The 19,594-nt window shown below is 43.2% G+C and carries 19 protein-coding genes; 6 read left to right on the top strand and 13 right to left on the bottom strand.

Annotated elements, in window-relative coordinates:
- Positions 1 to 267 precede the first annotated feature (267 nt).
- Entirely contained in the window at positions 268 to 612 is a 345-nt protein-coding gene (locus NI465_RS06665; RefSeq protein ID WP_005104359.1) for a hypothetical protein, read from the top strand.
- A gap of 266 nt (positions 613 to 878) precedes the next feature.
- Positions 879 to 2,090: a YeeE/YedE family protein gene (locus NI465_RS06670; RefSeq protein ID WP_253144736.1), complete on the top strand. Its 1,212-nt coding sequence runs from the start codon at positions 879 to 881 to the stop codon at positions 2,088 to 2,090.
- A 53-nt stretch (positions 2,091 to 2,143) separates the two neighbouring features.
- On the opposite strand, the gene NI465_RS06675 is transcribed toward NI465_RS06670, so the two are convergent.
- From NI465_RS06675 to NI465_RS06685, 3 genes are all read right to left on the bottom strand, one after another.
- The gene (locus NI465_RS06675) at positions 2,144 to 2,653 is read right to left on the bottom strand and encodes a hypothetical protein (protein ID WP_253113057.1); all 510 of its coding nucleotides are present in this window, start codon (positions 2,651 to 2,653) and stop codon (positions 2,144 to 2,146) included.
- Between the two features lie 63 nt (positions 2,654 to 2,716).
- The gene (locus NI465_RS06680) at positions 2,717 to 3,496 is read right to left on the bottom strand and encodes a TIGR03915 family putative DNA repair protein (RefSeq protein WP_253144739.1); all 780 of its coding nucleotides are present in this window, start codon (positions 3,494 to 3,496) and stop codon (positions 2,717 to 2,719) included.
- Positions 3,496 to 4,755, bottom strand: coding sequence for a putative DNA modification/repair radical SAM protein (locus NI465_RS06685; protein WP_004646658.1), 1,260 nt, complete (start codon positions 4,753 to 4,755; stop codon positions 3,496 to 3,498). The genes NI465_RS06680 and NI465_RS06685 overlap by 1 nt, the downstream gene beginning before the upstream one ends.
- A gap of 207 nt (positions 4,756 to 4,962) precedes the next feature.
- On the opposite strand from NI465_RS06685, the gene NI465_RS06690 reads away from it, so the two are divergent.
- A complete protein-coding gene (locus tag NI465_RS06690) occupies positions 4,963 to 6,006 on the top strand; it encodes an NAD(P)H-dependent flavin oxidoreductase (protein ID WP_253144741.1) in 1,044 nt (347 codons plus the stop codon).
- A gap of 55 nt (positions 6,007 to 6,061) precedes the next feature.
- Here NI465_RS06690 and NI465_RS06695 read toward each other — a convergent pair whose 3' ends face one another.
- Together NI465_RS06695 and dusB are read right to left on the bottom strand one after the other, a co-directional pair.
- Complete coding sequence (locus NI465_RS06695) at positions 6,062 to 6,739, bottom strand: hypothetical protein (protein WP_004646655.1); 678 nt, start codon at positions 6,737 to 6,739, stop codon at positions 6,062 to 6,064.
- Between the two features lie 249 nt (positions 6,740 to 6,988).
- Positions 6,989 to 8,014, bottom strand: coding sequence for a tRNA dihydrouridine synthase DusB (gene dusB / locus NI465_RS06700; protein WP_004646654.1), 1,026 nt, complete (start codon positions 8,012 to 8,014; stop codon positions 6,989 to 6,991).
- A gap of 80 nt (positions 8,015 to 8,094) precedes the next feature.
- Here dusB and NI465_RS06705 point away from each other — a divergent pair, with 80 nt between their 5' ends.
- Both NI465_RS06705 and NI465_RS06710 read left to right on the top strand, forming a co-directional pair.
- Positions 8,095 to 9,303 carry a DUF1615 family protein gene (locus NI465_RS06705; RefSeq protein WP_071851204.1) on the top strand — a complete coding sequence of 403 codons (1,209 nt, stop codon included), beginning with the start codon at positions 8,095 to 8,097 and terminating at the stop codon, positions 9,301 to 9,303.
- Positions 9,270 to 9,923 carry an HAD family hydrolase gene (locus NI465_RS06710; protein ID WP_253144744.1) on the top strand — a complete coding sequence of 218 codons (654 nt, stop codon included), beginning with the start codon at positions 9,270 to 9,272 and terminating at the stop codon, positions 9,921 to 9,923. Before NI465_RS06705 ends, NI465_RS06710 begins: the two co-directional genes overlap by 34 nt.
- Before the next feature lie 193 nt (positions 9,924 to 10,116).
- Here NI465_RS06710 and NI465_RS06715 read toward each other — a convergent pair whose 3' ends face one another.
- Positions 10,117 to 11,211: a fatty acid desaturase family protein gene (locus tag NI465_RS06715; protein WP_004646650.1), complete on the bottom strand. Its 1,095-nt coding sequence runs from the start codon at positions 11,209 to 11,211 to the stop codon at positions 10,117 to 10,119.
- Positions 11,212 to 11,225: 14 nt separating this feature from the next.
- A complete protein-coding gene (locus tag NI465_RS06720) occupies positions 11,226 to 12,290 on the bottom strand; it encodes a flavin reductase family protein (protein WP_026055790.1) in 1,065 nt (354 codons plus the stop codon).
- Positions 12,291 to 12,442: 152 nt separating this feature from the next.
- Between NI465_RS06720 and fabR the strand changes: the two genes are divergently transcribed.
- Positions 12,443 to 13,123 carry an HTH-type transcriptional repressor FabR gene (gene fabR, locus NI465_RS06725; protein WP_004646648.1) on the top strand — a complete coding sequence of 227 codons (681 nt, stop codon included), beginning with the start codon at positions 12,443 to 12,445 and terminating at the stop codon, positions 13,121 to 13,123.
- A 62-nt stretch (positions 13,124 to 13,185) separates the two neighbouring features.
- Here fabR and NI465_RS06730 read toward each other — a convergent pair whose 3' ends face one another.
- From NI465_RS06730 to NI465_RS06755, 6 genes are all read right to left on the bottom strand, one after another.
- Positions 13,186 to 13,986 carry an alpha/beta fold hydrolase gene (locus tag NI465_RS06730; RefSeq protein ID WP_253144747.1) on the bottom strand — a complete coding sequence of 267 codons (801 nt, stop codon included), beginning with the start codon at positions 13,984 to 13,986 and terminating at the stop codon, positions 13,186 to 13,188.
- Between the two features lie 135 nt (positions 13,987 to 14,121).
- A complete protein-coding gene (locus NI465_RS06735; protein WP_004646645.1) occupies positions 14,122 to 14,388 on the bottom strand; it encodes a PAAR domain-containing protein in 267 nt (88 codons plus the stop codon).
- A gap of 145 nt (positions 14,389 to 14,533) precedes the next feature.
- Positions 14,534 to 17,371, bottom strand: coding sequence for an RNA polymerase-associated protein RapA (gene rapA / locus NI465_RS06740; protein ID WP_016807124.1), 2,838 nt, complete (start codon positions 17,369 to 17,371; stop codon positions 14,534 to 14,536).
- Positions 17,372 to 17,514: 143 nt separating this feature from the next.
- Positions 17,515 to 18,159, bottom strand: coding sequence for an RluA family pseudouridine synthase (locus NI465_RS06745; protein WP_253144748.1), 645 nt, complete (start codon positions 18,157 to 18,159; stop codon positions 17,515 to 17,517).
- A gap of 133 nt (positions 18,160 to 18,292) precedes the next feature.
- On the bottom strand, positions 18,293 to 19,000 hold the full coding sequence (locus NI465_RS06750; protein ID WP_253144751.1) for a phosphopantetheine-binding protein: 708 nt from the start codon (positions 18,998 to 19,000) through the stop codon (positions 18,293 to 18,295).
- 132 nt (positions 19,001 to 19,132) lie between these two features.
- Positions 19,133 to 19,435, bottom strand: coding sequence for a hypothetical protein (locus tag NI465_RS06755; protein ID WP_004280001.1), 303 nt, complete (start codon positions 19,433 to 19,435; stop codon positions 19,133 to 19,135).
- Positions 19,436 to 19,594: the final 159 nt, after the last annotated feature.

The raw sequence follows: 19,594 nt of genomic DNA on the forward strand, positions 1-19,594 counted from the left end.
GAATTATCTCTGGCTCATGATGCCAAATATCTAAATACCAAACTTCATACTATAATCTGCATGTCGAATGATAGTTTTGAAGCTCCCCTCTCTGTGAATATCACTATTCCATGAAACTTTAAACAACTTCCGACTGTGCCATTACAGTATAAGTATCGAAAAAAGTTACAGTTAATCAACAAATGTTGATCTATTTGCTAGCATAAATCTAAACAAATGGCTGCTAAATTAGATTGCAGCTCTACAACAACAAAAGGATATTACTCGATGAATAAATTACTGATTGCTTTAGGTTTGGCGACCACTGTTGCCTTAGTCGGCTGTAGTAAAGAAGAAGCGCCTGAAACCGGCGCAACCACAGGTGAGCATTTAGAAAATGCAGCCAATCAAGCCGGTCATGATATGGAAGATGCCAGCCGTGAGGCTGCGGTAGAAACCGAACGAGCAATGGATAATGCCGCGGAAAATACTGCTCAGGCAGCGGACGAAGCAGCTGCTGCAACGTCTAGAGCAGCAGATGCCACTGCGGAAGCAGCACGTAAAGCAACTGCAGCAACAGCTGCGGCAGTTGAGGAAGGTGCCGGAGAAGTTCGGGAAAAAGCTGAAAACTGATTTTAGGATTCAGCTTGATGTTTAAAAGCCTGCGATTGCAGGCTTTTTTATTAGAGATGATTTTAAATAGCGAATGATCTAAATTGAAATTGCATTATTTGTTGATGGGATCAATTTTTTATCTAAGTGAGTGGATAAAATCAGATAAACTGATAAAACTTATCAAGTATTAGAATGGCTTAATTGTGATTCAATCGGCAAAACGGGCTGCATTTAAACTGAAATTCAGTAGAATACCAGCCTTTATTTTTAAAATTTAATCTCCCATGTCAGTCATTGTTGCTGCTTCCCAACGGTCGAATATTTCGGTCTGGGCAGCTTTTATTTTGCTTATCATAGGTACAATCGGTGCCTATCAAATCGTAGGCTTAAATCAGGCCCTATTATTTTTGGTTGGTGGTGCACTGGGCATGACCCTGTACCATGCTTCATTTGGTTTTACTTCGAGCTGGCGTGTCTTTATCAAGGAACGTCGCGGCCGTGGTTTACGTGCACAAATGATTATGCTCGCTCTGGCGGTCCTGCTGTTTTTCCCGGCTTTAGGTGCAGGTGAATTATTCGGCAACCCAGTTAAAGGTAACGTTAATCCTGTTTCCATGTCAGTCATGATTGGTGCCTTTATTTTCGGTATCGGCATGCAACTTGGTGGCGGCTGTGCATCAGGTACGTTGTATACTGTAGGTGGCGGTAGCGCACGTATGCTGGTGACGCTCTTGTTCTTCTGTATCGGGTCTGTGATTGCGACCTCGCACCTTGACTGGTGGTTTGCCCTGCCACATCTTGAACCGATTTCACTGGTAGAAAGTTTAGGCGTTCTCCCTGGATTACTGTTGAGCTTTATCGTTTTTGCCATCATTGCTGCAGCAACAGTTTATTTCGAAAAGAAACGTCATGGCAGCCTGGAAATTGAGCCACGCAGTGAATATCAGGGCTGGAAGCGCTTTATTCGTGGTCCATGGCCTTTGATTTGGGGCGGTATTATCCTGATCTTACTCAACTTTGCTACTTTGGCACTGGCAGGTCGTCCTTGGGGCGTGACCTCTGCACTGGCTGTGTGGGGTGCCAAAGGTGCAAGTCTTGTAGGTGTTGATGTAGCTTCTTGGGATTATTGGCAAAGAGCAGGCAATGCCAAAGCACTGGCAGAATCATTATGGTTTGATATTACCTCAATGATGAACTTCGGTATCATGCTGGGTGCTTTGTTGGCGGCGAGTCTGGCAGGTAAATTTGCGCCGAATTTCAATATTCCAAAACGTTCACTGATTGCTGCTGTTGTAGGTGGCATAATGCTGGGTTACGGCGCACGCTTAGCTTATGGTTGTAATATCGGTGCATATTTCAGTGGAATTGCGTCGGGTAGTCTGCATGGCTGGTTATGGCTGGTCTTCGCTTTTATTGGTAACGGGATCGGGGTAAAACTTCGTCCGATTTTCTTCCCGGATGAAAAACCGCAGTCTGAAAAACTGACCGGTTGCTAATGCTTAAAATCAAAAAAGCCCATCTGTGATGGGCTTTTTTCTGGCTTTAGGATTTACAGCGCAGCTTTTAAATTACAGCCATAACCCATGGTCTGCTGAACCTGACGATAAGTCGTATAACGATCCAAAATAAAGGTATAAAAATGATCAGCATCAGAGAAATTAGCTTTTAAATTTTCATTCTTGGCATTGGGCAATTTAATGTCATCGACCAGTTTCAGATTGTAATGTCCCAAACGGTACATATCGGAAAAATAACTATTCATCATATTGCAATAGGCGATTTTACTGGGTTTTAATGCAGTACTGCTGACAAGATGCTGGTTCAAGCTTTGCAGATTATTGACATCTAAAGGAAACTGGTGCGCGAAAGCAATGCTTTCGACTTTCTTAAATTTCTGAAAGTCTTGGGCTAACTGGACATTGAGTGCATCAAAACGTTGCTGCAGTTCCTCTGCAGTCTGAACCTGATATTTGACTGGATCTACGACCGGTTTTTGTGGTTGTTCCGAACATGCAGTTAATCCAGTGAGCAGCGCTAATGACGTTAGCCATACCTTCATGTTTATACACTCAATTTAAATATACCAACACTTATTATGCCTGAAAGCAGTTTGATGTACTGTTTAAAGTATTTTCTCATTCATATAACGCCAGTAGCGCTTTGGCACATATTGAATATGCAATTTCATGTTCTTGCGCGCCTGAATATTCACACTGTTGAAATAATCTTTCCAGAGCTGATCATATAGCAGCTCTTGATCATCCAGTTCAATACTGAATGACTGACTATGACCAATCCGGATTTGTGGATCAATTATTTCAGCGTTCATCTCGACCTGATGCATTTGCCTTAAATTATAATAAATACCGTAATTACGCTGCTCATCATAAATCAGCCAGCTTTGATCCTGATAACGCTCCTGAAAATGTCGGGAAATAATCGGCAAGACATTAAAGTCCGGTCTGACCAGACTTAGAAACAAGCCATCTTTGGCTTTTTTAAAGCGCACGAAAGCCTCCATGCGATGCTTTTCCCGTCCCACTTGCTTGGCCCATTGCGACATGCCGATCACCGCAGCATGACCATAATCTTTATCGACTGGACGCTGGTTTTGAAAGACATAGACTGCAAAATCAAAAAGAGTCTGGAACGCTGCTTCCTGCTCTGACAAAAAGGTATAGTAAAAAGCACGCAAACTGCTGGAAGATACTTTCTGCTTTAATCCCTGCCACACCCGCTGCCCATGCTGATCATTAGAGGCCACATGGATAAATTCATCAAATAAACCTGTTTGTGCTTGAGGATTGGCCGTCACTATCACGTTAAATTCTTTAAACTCGAAAGCACGAAATACACAACTGAGCAGACCAGTCATGCTGCCATCAAAACAGTAACTTGCCACTAGAAACCAAATCCTAATTGAGGTGAAAGTTGCTGCTGATATTTGGATTGTCCTGACATCAAAATTTGCTGGCGAATCTGATGGGCGTGCTGATCTTTCTTAAATTTCGGTGTATCCGCACAGCGAATAAAATGCTGCGCCCGGTTATAAGCCACGCCCATGCGCCTTAGCTGGTCAATATGAATCTGTCCAAAACGGCGTGCCTGTACAATTTTCTGCGCAGAACGCACGCCTATGCCGGGTACCCGTAGAATCATTTTATAGTCGGCACGGTTAATATCGACTGGAAAGGCTTCAGAATGACGCAAGGCCCAACTGAGTTTAGGATCAATCTCCAGCTCCAGATTCGGATGCTGATCATCGACAATTTCATCAGCAGCAAAGCCATAAAAACGCATCAGCCAGTCAGATTGATACAGACGGTTTTCTCTTAATAATGGCGGTGCTGAGCCGATAGCAGGTAAGGCTTTATCTTCAGGATTAATCGGGATATAGCCAGAGAAATACACCCGCTTCAGCTTAAATTCCTTGTAATGCCGGTCAGCCATTAAAATAATGTCCTGATCGGTTTCACTATGCGCGCCCACCACCATTTGTGTAGTTTGTCCGGCAGGTACAAATTTTGGAACGGACTTGATCAGCTTGCGTTCATCTTTGAGCTGGATCAACCGGTCGCGCACAATGCCCAAGTCTTTTTGTACTTCGGCATGGGTTTTCTCAGGCGCAAATTTTTGCAGTCCCGCCTCCGTCGGCATTTCCAGATTAATACTCATACGATCGACATACAGTCCGGCTTCGGTAATGATCTCCTGTGATGCACCCGGAATAGTTTTCAGATGGATATAGCCATTAAAGTTTTCTTCGAGTCTAAGTTTTTTGACCACCTGTAGCATCCGTTCCATGGTGTGATCGGCCGATTTAAAAATTCCCGAACTGAGAAACAGACCCTCAATATAATTACGCCGATAAAAATTCATGGTCAAATCCACGACTTCCTGCACGGTAAATGCTGCACGCTGGACGTCATTGGAACGGCGCGAAACACAATAGGAACAGTCAAAAATACAGACATTAGAGAACAGAATTTTCAGCAAGGAAACACAGCGGCCATCTTCGGTATAACTATGACAGATGCCATTCCCGGTATTGCCCACACCCTTGTCTTTATTTTTACGGTTGCTACCGCTGGATGAGCACGACACATCATACTTGGCAGCATCGGCTAAAATTTGCAGTTTTTCACGGATACGATCAGACATGAGCTCAGAGAATATGTGACCAAAAGGCTATTATAAAGTGTTCAATTCTAGGCTAATAAAAGTTCTATCTTTTTGGCGACGTAGCGTGTCGCAAGAAATGTAAATAACACGTAACCCATGCTGCAGTATTTCAAAATAAAATAACCAATATGATTTGCTTAATTTTGTGCTCAAAGGCAAAGTAAAAGCATAACAAGGAGCAAATCTATGTCTTTATTAGAAAATCTCGGAATTAAACACCCTATTTTCTTGGCACCGATGGCAGGTGTCTCTACACCTGAGCTTGCTGCCGAAGTGTCAAATCAGGGCGGCTTGGGCTCACTGGGTCTGGGGGCCAGCAGTATTGAGGCTGCACGACAACAGATTTTAAAGACTCAGGAACTGACAGATTGCCCTTTTCAGGTCAATTTTTTCTGTCATGAGAGTGTGCCTGTAGATGAAGCTGTAGCACAGGCATGGATTGCACAGTTTAAGGATAAATTTGCCGAATATGGTGCTCAGGCACCGGAGCATTTGGAGTGTATTTATCAAAGTTTTAAAGACAATGATGACTTCCTGAATCTGGTATTGGAAACCAAACCGCGAGCGGTCAGCTTTCATTTTGGGATTCCACATCCGCATCAGATTCAAGCCTTAAAACAGGCCGGGATTCTGACCATGGTATCTGCAACCAATTATGCCGAAGCCAAAGCTATTGAGGCAGCCGGAATCGACATTATTATTGCACAGGGTATTGAGGCCGGCGGCCATCGTGGGATTTTTAGCACCAAGTTTGATGCTTCAGTTAAAACCTCCAATCTGGTGAAGCTAATCAAACAGCATTCTTCCCTGCCGATTGTAGCAGCAGGCGGGATTATGATGGGTGAACAAGCCCGCCAAATGATGGATTTCGGCGCAGATGCCGTGCAACTCGGGACTGCATTTGTGCAGTGTAAATCTTCCAATGCCAATGATGCTTATCGTAAAGCCTTATTTTCCAAGCCACTTACTCAAGTGAGTGCCAGTATTTCTGGTCGTCCTGCACGCGGCATCATTAACCACTGGCATATTGAAGTGGATACACCCGATCGGCTGGATGTTCCGGCTTATCCATATACTTATGATCTGGCCAAGCAATTACATGCTGCTGCTGCCAAACCTGGGGATCAAGGTTATGGTGCATTCTGGGCAGGTTCGAACGTGGCACAGATTCGTGAAATGGAAGCTTCCGATCTGATTAACCAGCTCATACTGGAAATGAAGCATCTTTAATACTTGAATCATAAAAAAACCTCTCCACATGGAGAGGTTTTTAATTTATCTAGAATTAGCGTGTGACACGATGCCAGGCATCTTTAACTGCAAATTTCGCTTCTTCCCAGTTGAGGCGAGACTCACCTTTTAACTGTTCCCACTTGGTACGCAGTTCAGGTTCGGCACGGTCAAAATCCGTATCATGCTCATACATCGGACGATTTTCATAACCGACCCGGTAAGCACCGCGATAATCACGATCATAATCTAGATCGCCATATGTGCTACGCGTTTCATTGAAATACGGGCGATTATGATACTCATCTCTCCAGTAATTATCTTCTGCTCTCAAATGATCTGGATGTCGATAGTTATCTGCCTCAGGCAAGTTCTCTGGGTGCTGGTAATTATCTGCCTGTTTCTCATGATCAGGTGTCGCAATGTCATTACCTGCAATACCGCCAACAACACCACCGATAATACCACCCACCACTGCACCTGGAGGGCCACCTACCAGACCTGCAACTGCGCCTACCGCAGCTCCACCCAAAGTACCGGCACTGGTCGCAGCCAGATTATCCTCACCTTCATTCATGTCTGGAACACGAGGATTATCTTTCACGGGTGTATTCAAATCTGGACGCGCGTTAGTATCAGTCGGATTGATATTCAGGCCTTCACTGCGCTCTTGTGACAATTCCGTTGACGTTTTATGGCTAAACTCTGTGACTGGACGATTGGTATTTGTCATTACAGATCTCCCTCAATGATGACGATAAACAAGATGGATCACATCTGGTTTATATCTGGATAGATTCATCATAGAGGAAGCTTGAGTAAGCAATGTCCAAGTCCTGTCCAGTTTAAGTGAACAAACTGTGCTGCTATGTATTAGACAGGCTGAAGTGTAAACAGAATGCAAAAATCAGCCTGCTCAAGATAAAAAAGGTAGGGATTTCACACAAAAAATATTACTTGATTCGCTGAATTTTGCCCGCCATTACTTGGTTTCCAGTAAATTCACCTGCTCGACTTGTACATCATTCATGGTTAAACCATGTTCTAGCAGTGCATTAAAATAATCCTCTACCACACGATATTGATCAGCCGTATTTTCCACCTGATACATGCTTTGACGAAATTCATTACTAGAACGCAGTCCTTTGGTGTACCAGGCAATATGTTTACGGGAAATCCGGCAGCCGGAATACTCGCCATAGAACTCGTATAATTCTGTCAAATGTCCCAATAGAACATCTTTCACTTCTGTAATACTCGGTGCATCAAGATGTTGACCGGTTTTCAAATAATGGGCAATTTCACGAAAAATCCAGGGCCGACCTTGTGCTGCACGACCAATCATAATTGCGTCTGCACCAGTATAATCCAGCACATATTTGGCTTTTTCCGGACTGTCGATATCACCGTTAGCAATCACGGGAATCTTCAACATTTCCTTTACGTCTTTGATTAAAGAATAACGCGCGGTATTCAGGTACATATCTTCACGGGTACGGCCATGTAAAGCCAGTGCCGCAATTCCGGCTTGTTCAGCACGTTTGGCGACCCGTATAATATTTTCCTGGCCGTTCAAATAACCAAGACGGGTTTTTAAGGTCACTGGCACATCAACTGCAGCCACAACTGCATCCAGAATACGCGCAACTAGATCTTCATCCTGCAATAAAGCAGAACCGGCGAGTCGGTTACAGACCTTTTTGGCTGGGCAGCCCATATTAATATCAACAATTTGCGCACCATTGGCCACCTGATAACGTGCCGCTTCAGCCAGATCATGGGGATCTGAACCAGCAATCTGCGCTGAAATCGGTGCCAGCTCTCCATCAAAATTGGCACGATATAAGCTCTTTTTACTCATGCGCAAAGTTTTGTCAGATGTCATCATTTCACTGACCGCATGGCCTGCACCAAAGTATTTGCACAAGGTTCTAAACGGACGATCGGTCACACCTGCCATGGGAGCGACAATCAAATTGTTTGACAGTTGATATGGACCAATATACATATAAATTCATCACTTTTTTGATGGGCATAGTATACTGCATCTGCCTTATTCGCTCATCTTTTCAATTAATTTACGACACCATGAATAAAACTTTCGCTTCTTGTTTTTCTTTTAAGTCATTGTCTGTACTTGTACTTTCTCTGGGTCTTGCCGGTTGTGGCAATGGTTCATGGTGGTCAAAAGATGATGAACCGACACTTGAAGTTGAACATATTCGCAAAGCTATTCCAAACCGTGTCAACCAACGTGAGTCTTGGGCACAAGATATTTATGACATTACCGAACAGCTCGGCATTCCTCAGACCAAGAAAAATGTTTGTACGATTGTGGCAGTGGTTGATCAGGAATCTAACTTTGTTGCAGATCCTACTGTTCCGGGTTTGGGTGAAAAGGCGGTTAAGGAAGTCCAAGGTCGCCTTGATGAAAAATTCAAAGATAAGCTTGGTCAAGCAATTGGTGGCACAGTTGCAGGATATTTCCAGGAAGTTCTCAAGAACCATCCGAGTCCTGAAGACAACTACTTAAGCCAGATGCACCGGGTCAAAACCGAACGTGAACTCGACGAATTATATCGTGAAATATTTGATTATATGTCAAAGCATTATCATGTTAGCGCCCTGACTGGTGCTGCCAAACTGGTCGGCCAGAATATTGGCGAGAAAATGAATCCAATTACCACCTTGGGTTCAATGCAGGTACATATCAGCTATGCGAAAGAACATAAACGCCAAGGCGGCAATATCGCAGAGTTACGTACCGATCTCTACAGTCAATATGGCGGTCTGTATTATGGGATTCATCGCCTGATGATGTATCCGGCGGATTATGACAAGCCAATTTATCGTTTTGCGGACTATAACTCGGGCATGTATTCCAGTCGAAATGCCGCTTTTCAGAGCATGTTAAATGATTTAACTGAAGCCGAACTTGATCTGGATGGCGACTTATTGCTCTATACTAAAGATGGCGCGATCCGTTCGCAGAAGAGTCAATCTGAGCGTGAGTTAATCAGTGTTTTTGCCAAAAATAATTTTATTATCACTGAACGTCAAATCCGAGCTGATTTAAAGAAAGAAAAAGATAAAGACTTTGAAGATACGATGACTTATCGTGGTGTCAGCAAGCTTTATCAGGAAAAAACGGGTAAAGATCCTATCTATGCCATTATGCCTGAAGTGGTCATTTCCGGACCAAAATTAAGTCGTGATTATAATACTAACTGGTTTGCTACCCGCGTCGATGGTCGATATCAAACATGCATGCGCAAAATCAAAAATCTAAAACTCTAGTCTTATTCGATTTTGATGGAACCCTGTATCTGCATGACAGTTTTACTGGGTTCATTTTCTACGCCTTGAGAAAACGGCATATTGTGAAACGCGGCCTGCAAATTCTGCCGTGGATTCAGGCTTATTATTTAAAACTGTATCCAGCACACCACATGCGTCCCAAGTTGTACGTCAGCATGTTTAAAGACAGTGATGCAGAGGAAATTCTGCATTTGGCTCAAGACTATGCACAACAATTGATGCTTAAGTTAAATCCGAAATTACTAGAACAGCTTAGGCAACATCAAGAATTAGGCCATAAAGTGGTGCTAGTTTCCGCATCTCTGGATTTATATTTAAAACCGGTCTGCAGCTATTTAAATATCGATTTAATCTGTAGCGAAGTTGAAATCAAAGCTGGGAAAATGACAGGGTTTTATCAAACCCCTGACTGTAGTAACACACAAAAGAAAATTAGAATTCTAGAAAAATATAATCTGGATAATTATGCGGAAATTTATGCTTATGGGAATAGTGAGGAGGATGAAGAAATGTTGAGTCTAGCGCATCAACGTTATCTCGAAGGGCATGATAAACAGCTTCCAAAAATTAATATTTTATCTAATTCGATGCCATATTAGTCCTTTCTATTTTATCTGGCTGATCTACTAAACACCTTTAGACAATACTATAAATGGCAGATTAACTTTTTTACTTTATGCCTTGAAATCATATTAAATAGCTTCGCAATCAGGACTTCTACTTCCTGAAGTATTAGCCTCTTAAATAAAAAAACCACTTCATTTGAAGTGGTTTTTTTAGCTTTAAGAAAAATTATTTCTTAAACGGAAATGCATATTTCACAATACGTTTAATTACACTGCCGTACTGCTTAACCAGACTGGCATTGTTATAGTTCAAACCATATTTTTCACAAACAGCCTGAACTTTCGGTGCCATTTGACGATAGCGACGTGCAGGTACATCAGGATACAAATGATGTTCAATCTGATGACTTAAATGACCCGTCAAGATATGAAACGCTTCAGAACCGGTCAGGTTAGATGAACCACGGATCTGACGCATATACCAGTGACCACGACTTTCATTTTGAAGTACCGATTTTGGGAACACTTCGACATCTTTGGTAAAGTGACCACAAAAAATAATACTAAAGGTCCAGATATTACGCAGACCATTGGCCACCATATTACCGGTCAAAACCGGTAAAGCCGCAGGACCTGCTATCAATGGAAAGAATACATAATCCTTAAACAACTGTTTACCAATTTTGCTCTGCATTGGACGCCATTCTTCTTTGGTCTGCTCTTTGCTTTTGCGACCTTTGAAGTATTTACCCAATTCAAGATTCTGAATCGCAACACCCCACTGGAACAATAAACAGAATGGCACTGCATAAATCGGTTGCAATAAATAACCCGGTTTCCAGCGCTGTTCCGGGAACAAGCGTAATAGACCATAACCGATATCATCATCCATACCCTTAATATTGGTATAAGTATGATGCTTAAAGTTATGGGTTTGACGCCAGTTGTCTGAAGTCCCTACAATATCCCATTCATAAGTCTGACCATTGAGTTTAGGATCATTCATCCAGTCATATTGACCATGCATGACGTTATGACCCAACTCCATGTTTTCCATGATTTTGGCAAAGCCTAATAGACCTGTGCCTAGCAACCATGCTGGCGGGAACCAGCCTGCAAACAATAAGGCGCGACCGGCAATCGATGAGTAACGAATGGTTGAATAGACACGACGGATATATTTCGCATCTTTTTCACCTAGATCATCTAGCACTTCTTGCTTAATCGCATCGAGCTCACGTGCAAGTTCATCAAGTTCAAACTGGGTTAATTCACGGTTTTTAGGATTTTTAAAATACTGTAATTTTACTGGCATATTCATAAGATAAAACTCGCTTATAAGTCGATGACAAGGTCAGTCTGCGCTGAGTTAATACAAATTTTGAGCAGGTTGCCGGGTTCGGTATTTTGTGCACCGTTGACCAAATTCTTGGTCGAACCTTCTACTTTATTGCAGGCACATTTATTACAAATGCCCATACGGCAACCATGGGTCGGTTTAATATTTTGCTGTTCCAGGCTCACTAGAATGGATTGGCCTTTTGGAATGCTGACAATTTTTTTCGACTGGGTCAGGGTGACATTAATAAAGCCGGTATCCGATAGATCCGCCAAACTCATGCTAAAGGCTTCACCTTTAAACTGTTTTGCCTGAGCAAAAAGCTGTTCTGCTTTAGATACAAAACCTGAAGGACCACAGCAATATACGATGCTATTTTCCAGATTTTGCAGATCTGTCAGATAGGTTTCATCCAGACGTGCAGCAGCTGGCTGTTCTTGAGTGGCATACACATGAAATGAGAAATTTGCATGTTTCTGAGCAAGCTCTTCAAACCGTGCTTTAAATGCGGCATCCTGATCTTTTTTAACCCAGTACCAGAGAGTGACCGGTGCAGATAGTTCACCTTTTTTGCTCAAGCTTTCCAGCATACTGAGCATTGGGGTAATACCACTCCCTGCTGCAAGCAAGATCAATGGACTCGTCTGCACAGGCAAGGTCATATCACCATAAGGCTGACCAAATTCGATCACATCACCTACTTGTGCCTGTTCTGCCAACCAGGTACTGACTTTACCGGCATTGACTTTTTTCACGGTCAATAAAACATGTTGCGCATCTACACGGGTCAAACTATAGCTACGTTCATAACGGATGCCGTTTACCACCACATAGACCGGATGATGCTGCCCTGCTTCACCAAACTTAAATAAGCGATTCACTTGAATTTTCAGACTCAGCATATCCTGTGCTGCATTTTCTATATGCACGATCTTGCCTAATGGCTGATTCAACGACCATACAGGATTGAGTTTCTGAATCCAGAAATTAATTGCATGCTGATCAACTACACTATCAGACAGTGCATTCAATGGCATTTTAAGTTTTTGCAGTACATGCATCGTTTGTGACATCACCTTGGGTTTTTAATTATTATACACATGTATATATATTTGTATATACAACCGTATTGTTTCTAATCATTTCACAAGCTTGACTGGCTCGGTTATAATAAAATGATTCATGCATGAACCTATCGATGAACGAGCCTTCAATGAAAATAAGCAGTGACGCATCTTTATTACAATCGAAAAGCATTGATGAGCCGATTATCGTACGGAGTGTCGGTCGCAAGGCCACCATTACCAAGGAAGAACTGTTTCAGGCTGCGTTGAATCTGATTGGGCCACAAAAAAGTATTTCCTCTTTAAGTCTACGTGAAGTCGCGCGTGAAGCTGGTATTGCACCGAACAGCTTCTATCGTCATTTTAAAGATATTGATGAACTGGCTATTGAGCTGATTGATCGTGCCGGGATTGTATTGCGTCAGATTTTGCATGAAGCACGTCTGCAAGCTTCTCGCCAGAACAGCATTATCCGCAGTTCTGTAGAAGTCTTTATTGCCCAGCTGGATGCCGATGAAGGCAATCTGAGCCTGTTATTACGTGAAGGCTATACCGGTTCCAAATCTTATAAACAGGCGGTGGAACGCCAATTAAATTATTTTCAGCAGGAACTTCAGGAAGATTTAATTCGTCTGGAACGCCTAAACAATAAGAAGTTATTTCATCCCGATATTGCAGCCAAAGCCATTACCCAACTGGTCTTCAACATGGGTGCTAATGTGATTGATATGCCTGCCGAAGACCGCAAAGAAATTGCCGAACAGACCATGATCATGATCCGGATGATCCTTGAAGGTGCACGTCATCTGGAAGATTCTCAGCTGCGCTAATTTTCCGATTTGCATGAACTAGTATAAAAAGAGACGTAATCAGCGTCTCTTTTTTATGATGATTACAAAAGTGCGAGTTGAGCTTTGACTGCCTTTGCAGTGGCTTCCGGATACTCAAGCGGGAACATATGCCCGCCCTCGACCACAGAATAATTAATCCGATAAATCTTGTGCATCCCTTGTGGCAACCCCTGCTGATAAAACTGGCTTTGCTCTGCAGTCATCAGATGCATCGGCACTTCAGGCGGTCGGCGTGGCGTTCTCCACCACCAGGCTGGCACAGTCCGGAAGATTTCCGCTTCTATCTGTTTTGGAATAGTTAACGTCACCCCACCACGTTCAGGTTCTGGCTGAATGCCGCTCTCGATATAATCAGCAAAACACTTCTCATCGAAATTTTTAAATAAGCGGTTAAACCGGAGTGCTTCAATAGCGACCTGTTTTGATGACCAATAATCTTTGCGTTTTAGCGTAATTCCTGCGGGTGTATAACGATCGACACTTTTTAGATTCAGCTTTTTGATCAGTTCAAACATGGCGCTGTTTTTTCCAATCACAAATGGTGGATCCATAATGATCAGCTTGGAAAACAGTTCGGGACGTCGATACGCCGCCATAAGGGTCACCAGACCACCAAAGGAATGTCCTAAGCCAATCACTTGCTGCTGAGGAAACTGCTGCTCGATATCTGCAATGACTTCATCGACCAGATAACGCCAGTCTCGCGTAATTGGATATTGTGGGTTCATGCCGATAAAGGGAATCGCTTTGACCTCATAGTCTTGCTGAAAACAGTCCAGAAACTTCCGATAAGTTGCCGAAGGGATACCATTGGCATGGGTAAAATGTAAGGCTTGCTTCATTATTTTTAAACGCAGTGCGTATTCATCCTGAAATCGTAAGATGAGCTTACCGCTTTAAAGATTTATTCGGCAGCGCAAAAATGCTCAAAGCATGACCTCAAAGTCATTTCTCTGTATTCCTTCAGAATTTAAAGTCTATTTCTGCGATACAGTCAAATGTTGCATCGGTAGAAAAGTCGCGCCGCAACTGGCCTTATCCCCCGCGATGACCACTGCCCGTCCTTTGACAGTAATAGACAAATTGCTGGAAATTGCGGTGACCATAGTCTGGCATTTGGGACAATAATGCTTCATGCCATTTAAATGTACGGCAATACCATTGATCAAAAAAGAGAGTTCGCATTCAGTCACCATGCCGCCATGACTGGTCTTTGTGCCAAGGGTAATCAGTGCTTTTGACATACTTTGTCATTCTTATTATTCAGTAGCCTAATTTTAAACAGGAGGAAAATAACAGACCAGCATTCTCCGACCAAAAAAATAATAAACCCGGATTTTGCCTATAAAAAAAGCAGCCCGAAAGCTGCATTTTTTTATTGCGTAAAGCTTAAGGCTTGACCACGACCATCACCTGAATTGCTTCCGGTGTTACCGATAGACCATCCAGCAGGCTTAAACCTTCTTTCTGCAACTTTTGTAAACGTGCAATTTCATCTTCACGGATACTTGGATTGAACTGTTTCAGATAGGTCAGGCGATCAATTTCATATTGCCATTTATTGCCATACACTTCTTTGGCTTGCTGCTTGAAGCCAGGCAATGCACTGCGTGCCAGTTCAAGCGCTTGCTGATAACGTGCCTCAATCACATCACGACGTGCTTTCACCACCTGACGGCAACTATTGCCATCTAAATGATGCAAGTACGGTTTCAGGATTTCTGGTGCAATCTTTTGTGATAGATCCTGACCTTTTTCACTGAGCAAGACACGAATCAACTGTTGCGGCAAGCTAGACGGCAAGTTCAATGCTTTCGGAGCCACCACATCGACCTTGAACCATACTTCAAGTAATACCGAACCCTGTGGCAGTGCTGCAGATTTTAGTACCGCAACGTTAGTGCTACCAAAGCCTTGCGTATTGATCATTTCCATCACACTTTCAGTGAATGGATGTTCCAGTGTCAGGTATTGCGCATCTTCGCGGATTTGTGCCTGATCACGATAGAAAGTCGCTGTAATCCCTTCTTCATCCAACGTCAAACCTTGAACCTGCATTTGATCGGTTGGCTTGATGATCACTGTACCGTTACTTTGCTCGTCAAAGTCGATATTCGTAGACGCCATAAAGCGCTTCATGAAAATCGGCAAAGTGGTATTGTCATCATAGTCTTCAAGCGCGTTGACAATTTCCTGTGCCACCACCGGACGGCAAGAGTTGTATTCAAGCAAACGGTCTCGACCTTCCTGCAATTCAGCTTCCAGCGCTTCACGTTGCACGCTAACTTCTTCCAGCAGGTCTTCAAAATCTTGACCTTTGTCTGCCAATAGACAGTCTTTCAAGCGAACAATAAAATTTTCTTGCAAGGTTTGTGCAGCTGGAGAAATATTGCTGAAGATATTCAGCGCTTCGTTATACCAGCGGAACATACGTTCTTGTGCAGTTCCCACCAGATAAGGCACATGAATCTGAATCCGGTTTTCCTGACCGATACGATCCAGACGACCAATACGCTGTTCCAACACGTCCGGGTTCGCAGGTAGGTCAAACAGAATCAGGTCAGAGGCAAACTGGAAGTTACGACCTTCCGAACCAATTTCCGAGCAGAGTAAAATCTGCGCGCCATACGAATCTTCAGCAAAATAAGCTGCGGCCTGGTCACGTTCTAATAAGCTCATGCCTTCATGGAACATGGCGGTACGAATACCGGCATGTAAGCGCAGTACATTTTCCAGCGCTTCAACCACTGGCCCGCTACGCGCAATCAGTAAGACTTTTTTGTGTTTTAAATCGGTACGCAAACGCTCCATCAGCCACATCACGCGTGGATCGGCTTCCATCCATGCGCCATCGAGCTGCGCCTCTTCAGGCCACATCTGTTCACGCAACTTGCCATCTTTCGACCAGTTTTCTGGTGCTGGCAATGGTGCCGGCTGACAGTCACGACCCGGGAAACCTTGAATGGCTTCACGTGTATTACGGAACAGGATACGACCTGTACCATGACGGTCTAAAAGTTCGTGAATGGCACGGAAACGCTGTTCAGGCTGATCTTCAATCGGATGACCTAACAAGGCTTCAATCGCAGTTAAATGCTCGGCTTCTAGCGGCATGTCTGACATCAGCACTTCTGCAATTTTAGCTGTATGCTGATACTGTGCTTCTTCGTCGAGGAAACGATCCAGCGAGTTAAAACGCTGCGGATCAAGCAAACGCAGGCGTGCAAAGTGACTTTCCACACCCAACTGCTCAGGCGTTGCCGTTAACAACAACACGCCCGGCGTATGTTCAGCCAGCTCTTCGACCAGATCATAACGGTCATTACCGCCATCTTCTTCGCTCCACATCAAGTGATGCGCTTCATCAACCACCAGCAAGTCAAAACCTGCTTCAAGTGCCTGCTCACGAAGATCTTCATGGTCGACCATCAAATCGACAGAGGCAATAATTTTTTGTTCGGTCAGGAAGGGGTTCTGTTCAGGATCATGTTCTTTGATCGACGCAGTACGAGTCAAGTCAAACAGCGAGAACTCAAGATTGAAACGACGGCGCATTTCGATCATCCACTGATATTGCAGCGAATCTGGAACCAGAATCAGAATACGTTCAGAACGGCCGGTTTTCAGCTGTTGATGGATGATCAAGCCAGCTTCGATGGTTTTGCCCAGACCCACTTCATCGGCCAGTAACACACGCGGTGCAAAACGCTGACCGACTTCATGAGCAATATACAGCTGATGTGGAATCAGGCCGACACGTGAACCTACCAGACCGCGCAGTGGACTGCTTTGCATATTGGCCTGCATCAGCAGTGCTTCAATACGCAGGTCATACCATTCTTTATAATCGACCTGACTAGCCAATAAACGGTCTAAAGGCTTAGACAGCTGGATAGTCGCACCAATACGGGTTTCATTTAGCGATTTACGTTCTTCAGTTCCATCTTCCAAGGTACGAACGACGTGATAACGTACCACGCCATTGCGGTCTTCAACGGATTCTACAATCCACTTGGTCCCTTCCTGATCCTGTAATTCATCTTTCACATTAAATACGATACGAGATAAGGGTGCATTGCTGCGTGCATAGACGCGGGTTTCATCGCTTTTCGGGAATAAAATGCTGACCGACCGCTCATCAACATCAATAAGAACGCCTAAACCGAGTTCTGTTTCAGTATCTGATAACCAACGTTGACCAATAGCAAATTGCTGCAATTTTTCCACCTTTATCTTAAGTACAAGATTATGAATATTAGGCTCAATCACGAAACGTCATTGGAGCAAAATTTCACACCTTCAAGCAATGTATTTTGACATAAAGCCCACTAAAAAGTGAGCATAATTCACGCCGATTAAAGAAGTATTTCCTAGAACGGCGCCGGACAATAAAATTCGACTAACTGCTCTGTTTGAGGATGATAAAAACTCAAACGTTCAGCATGTAAACATAGACGTGAGCTGAGCTGTTGCTGTTCGGGTGTCGCATATAAGGTATCGCCAATAATCGGATGTCCGAGATATTGCATATGCACCCGTAGCTGATGTGAACGGCCGGTAATTGGGGTCAGTTTCACCCGAGTCACAGGCTGTCCCTGAATATTAAAATGTTCGATCGCCTGCCAATGTGTAATGGCTGGCTTGTTATGTGCGGGATCTGCGATATGTAAGGGCGGACGGCTTGGATCATACACGACTGGCACTTCAATGGTGCCTTCACCTTCGAGTGTACCGGCGACCACAGCCTGATAGGTTTTATCGGTCCGGCGTTCCTGAAACTGGCGGGAAATGGTTTTTTGTCCCCATTTAGTCAGACCAAAAGCCAAAATGCCGGATGTATCACGATCCAGTCGATGAATCAGTAAAGTTTTGGGTTCTAGTTTGATCAGACGATTGATCAGGCAATCTTGTAAGTCTTCTGTTTTACCGGGAACTGTGAGTAAACCTGCAGGTTTGTGGATGACCATGAAATCATCATCACGATGTATCAGATGTTCGGTTAGAAAATTACTCAAAGTTCAATCCCAGGCTGATCGCGAAAAACAAGGCGGCAATGATAGAAAGCTTAGCCAATAATTACAATGCGCATTTATGTAAATGACGATGAAATTTCCGATTTAGCGTATAAAAATGCTCAATCGCAGCACATCAACCTGAGGATTTTAAAATGAAGCTTGCCAATTCATGCAAAGACGGATGCTTTAGCACATCTTCATAACGGATATTGGCACCATGCGCACGCCATATACCAACGAGACTCACCACCGCTACCGAATCCAGACCATAATTTTTTAAGTCGACATAGGGATCAATTTCCAAAGCATCCATATCCAGCTGTTCTGCGACAGCCAACATAATGCCTTTGGTCGACAATACATATTCTGAGGGCGCGCTTAAATCCCATAAGCGAGTCAGGCTATAAGTATTTAAGTGATGCACACCCTGCCCCGAGATATTTTCGATCCATTGAATATGCTGTTCCTGATTGGCGAATAAAATCGCGTCATCGACCACGCCAATTTGATTCGTCACACTCATCAGATGCGGTAAAATCTGTTTTAGCATGGGGGTAATCTGCCCGGCAAAAATTAGCTGCGGATGCGTTGAGGCATATTCACCGAGTTGCTGCATGCCTTGAATCAGATCATCACCATAGAAGTCAACAATGGGAATATCCAGTGCTTTGGCTTTATTGCTGATCTGGATCAGATGACTCATTAGGTCGCTTTCTTGTATGCCTACCATCATCCTTAAATTTTGTAATCCCACTAAAACCAAAACAGATTCATTTGATGCAAGCTGCCATTTGGCTTGGGATGGAGCAAGTTGGATTTTTTTAGGGATGGGGTACAGCATGGGAGGCTCTTATAAATACAAAATAGCATGATGATTCATGCTATTTTAGTTTAGCATCGATTTGAAAAACACTTTGATTTCACAGAGGTTTATTGTTCTAATTTCGTATCATCGCCATTATGTTAAATGGCTTTAATTTTGCTTAGCCCTATATTCATTAAATGCTAGAAGCATTCCCTCTTTTTGTTCTGCGGAGGCATCTGGAAATGAATAAAATCTTTCATAATCTTTTCTAAATTGGCTGCTTTCAATTCTTTTAGCTAAGTCATCAATAAAACCTTTTCCTTGAGTCTGATATTGCTGAATCGTTTGTTTATCTAGGCAGATAGTTTTCGCCCAAGAAACTGCACTCATATTTATACAAACATTGAGGTATATATTTTCGCTATCCTCATATAGTTCCCAAAAATAAGGCTCTATTTCTATAAGTTGCATTTCACTAGTATTTCCAAACTTTTAATTATTTCTAAAATTAACATAATACACGTTATACGAAATTCTTTTGTTAGAACCCATTTAAAGTGTCTATATTCTCACCAATAAAAATGTCTGGTTTATGATGGTTTTTATCACCATGGACTGGATATAAAATAT

Source organism: Acinetobacter lwoffii (assembly GCF_024129855.1).
Taxonomy (GTDB): domain Bacteria; phylum Pseudomonadota; class Gammaproteobacteria; order Pseudomonadales; family Moraxellaceae; genus Acinetobacter; species Acinetobacter lwoffii_L.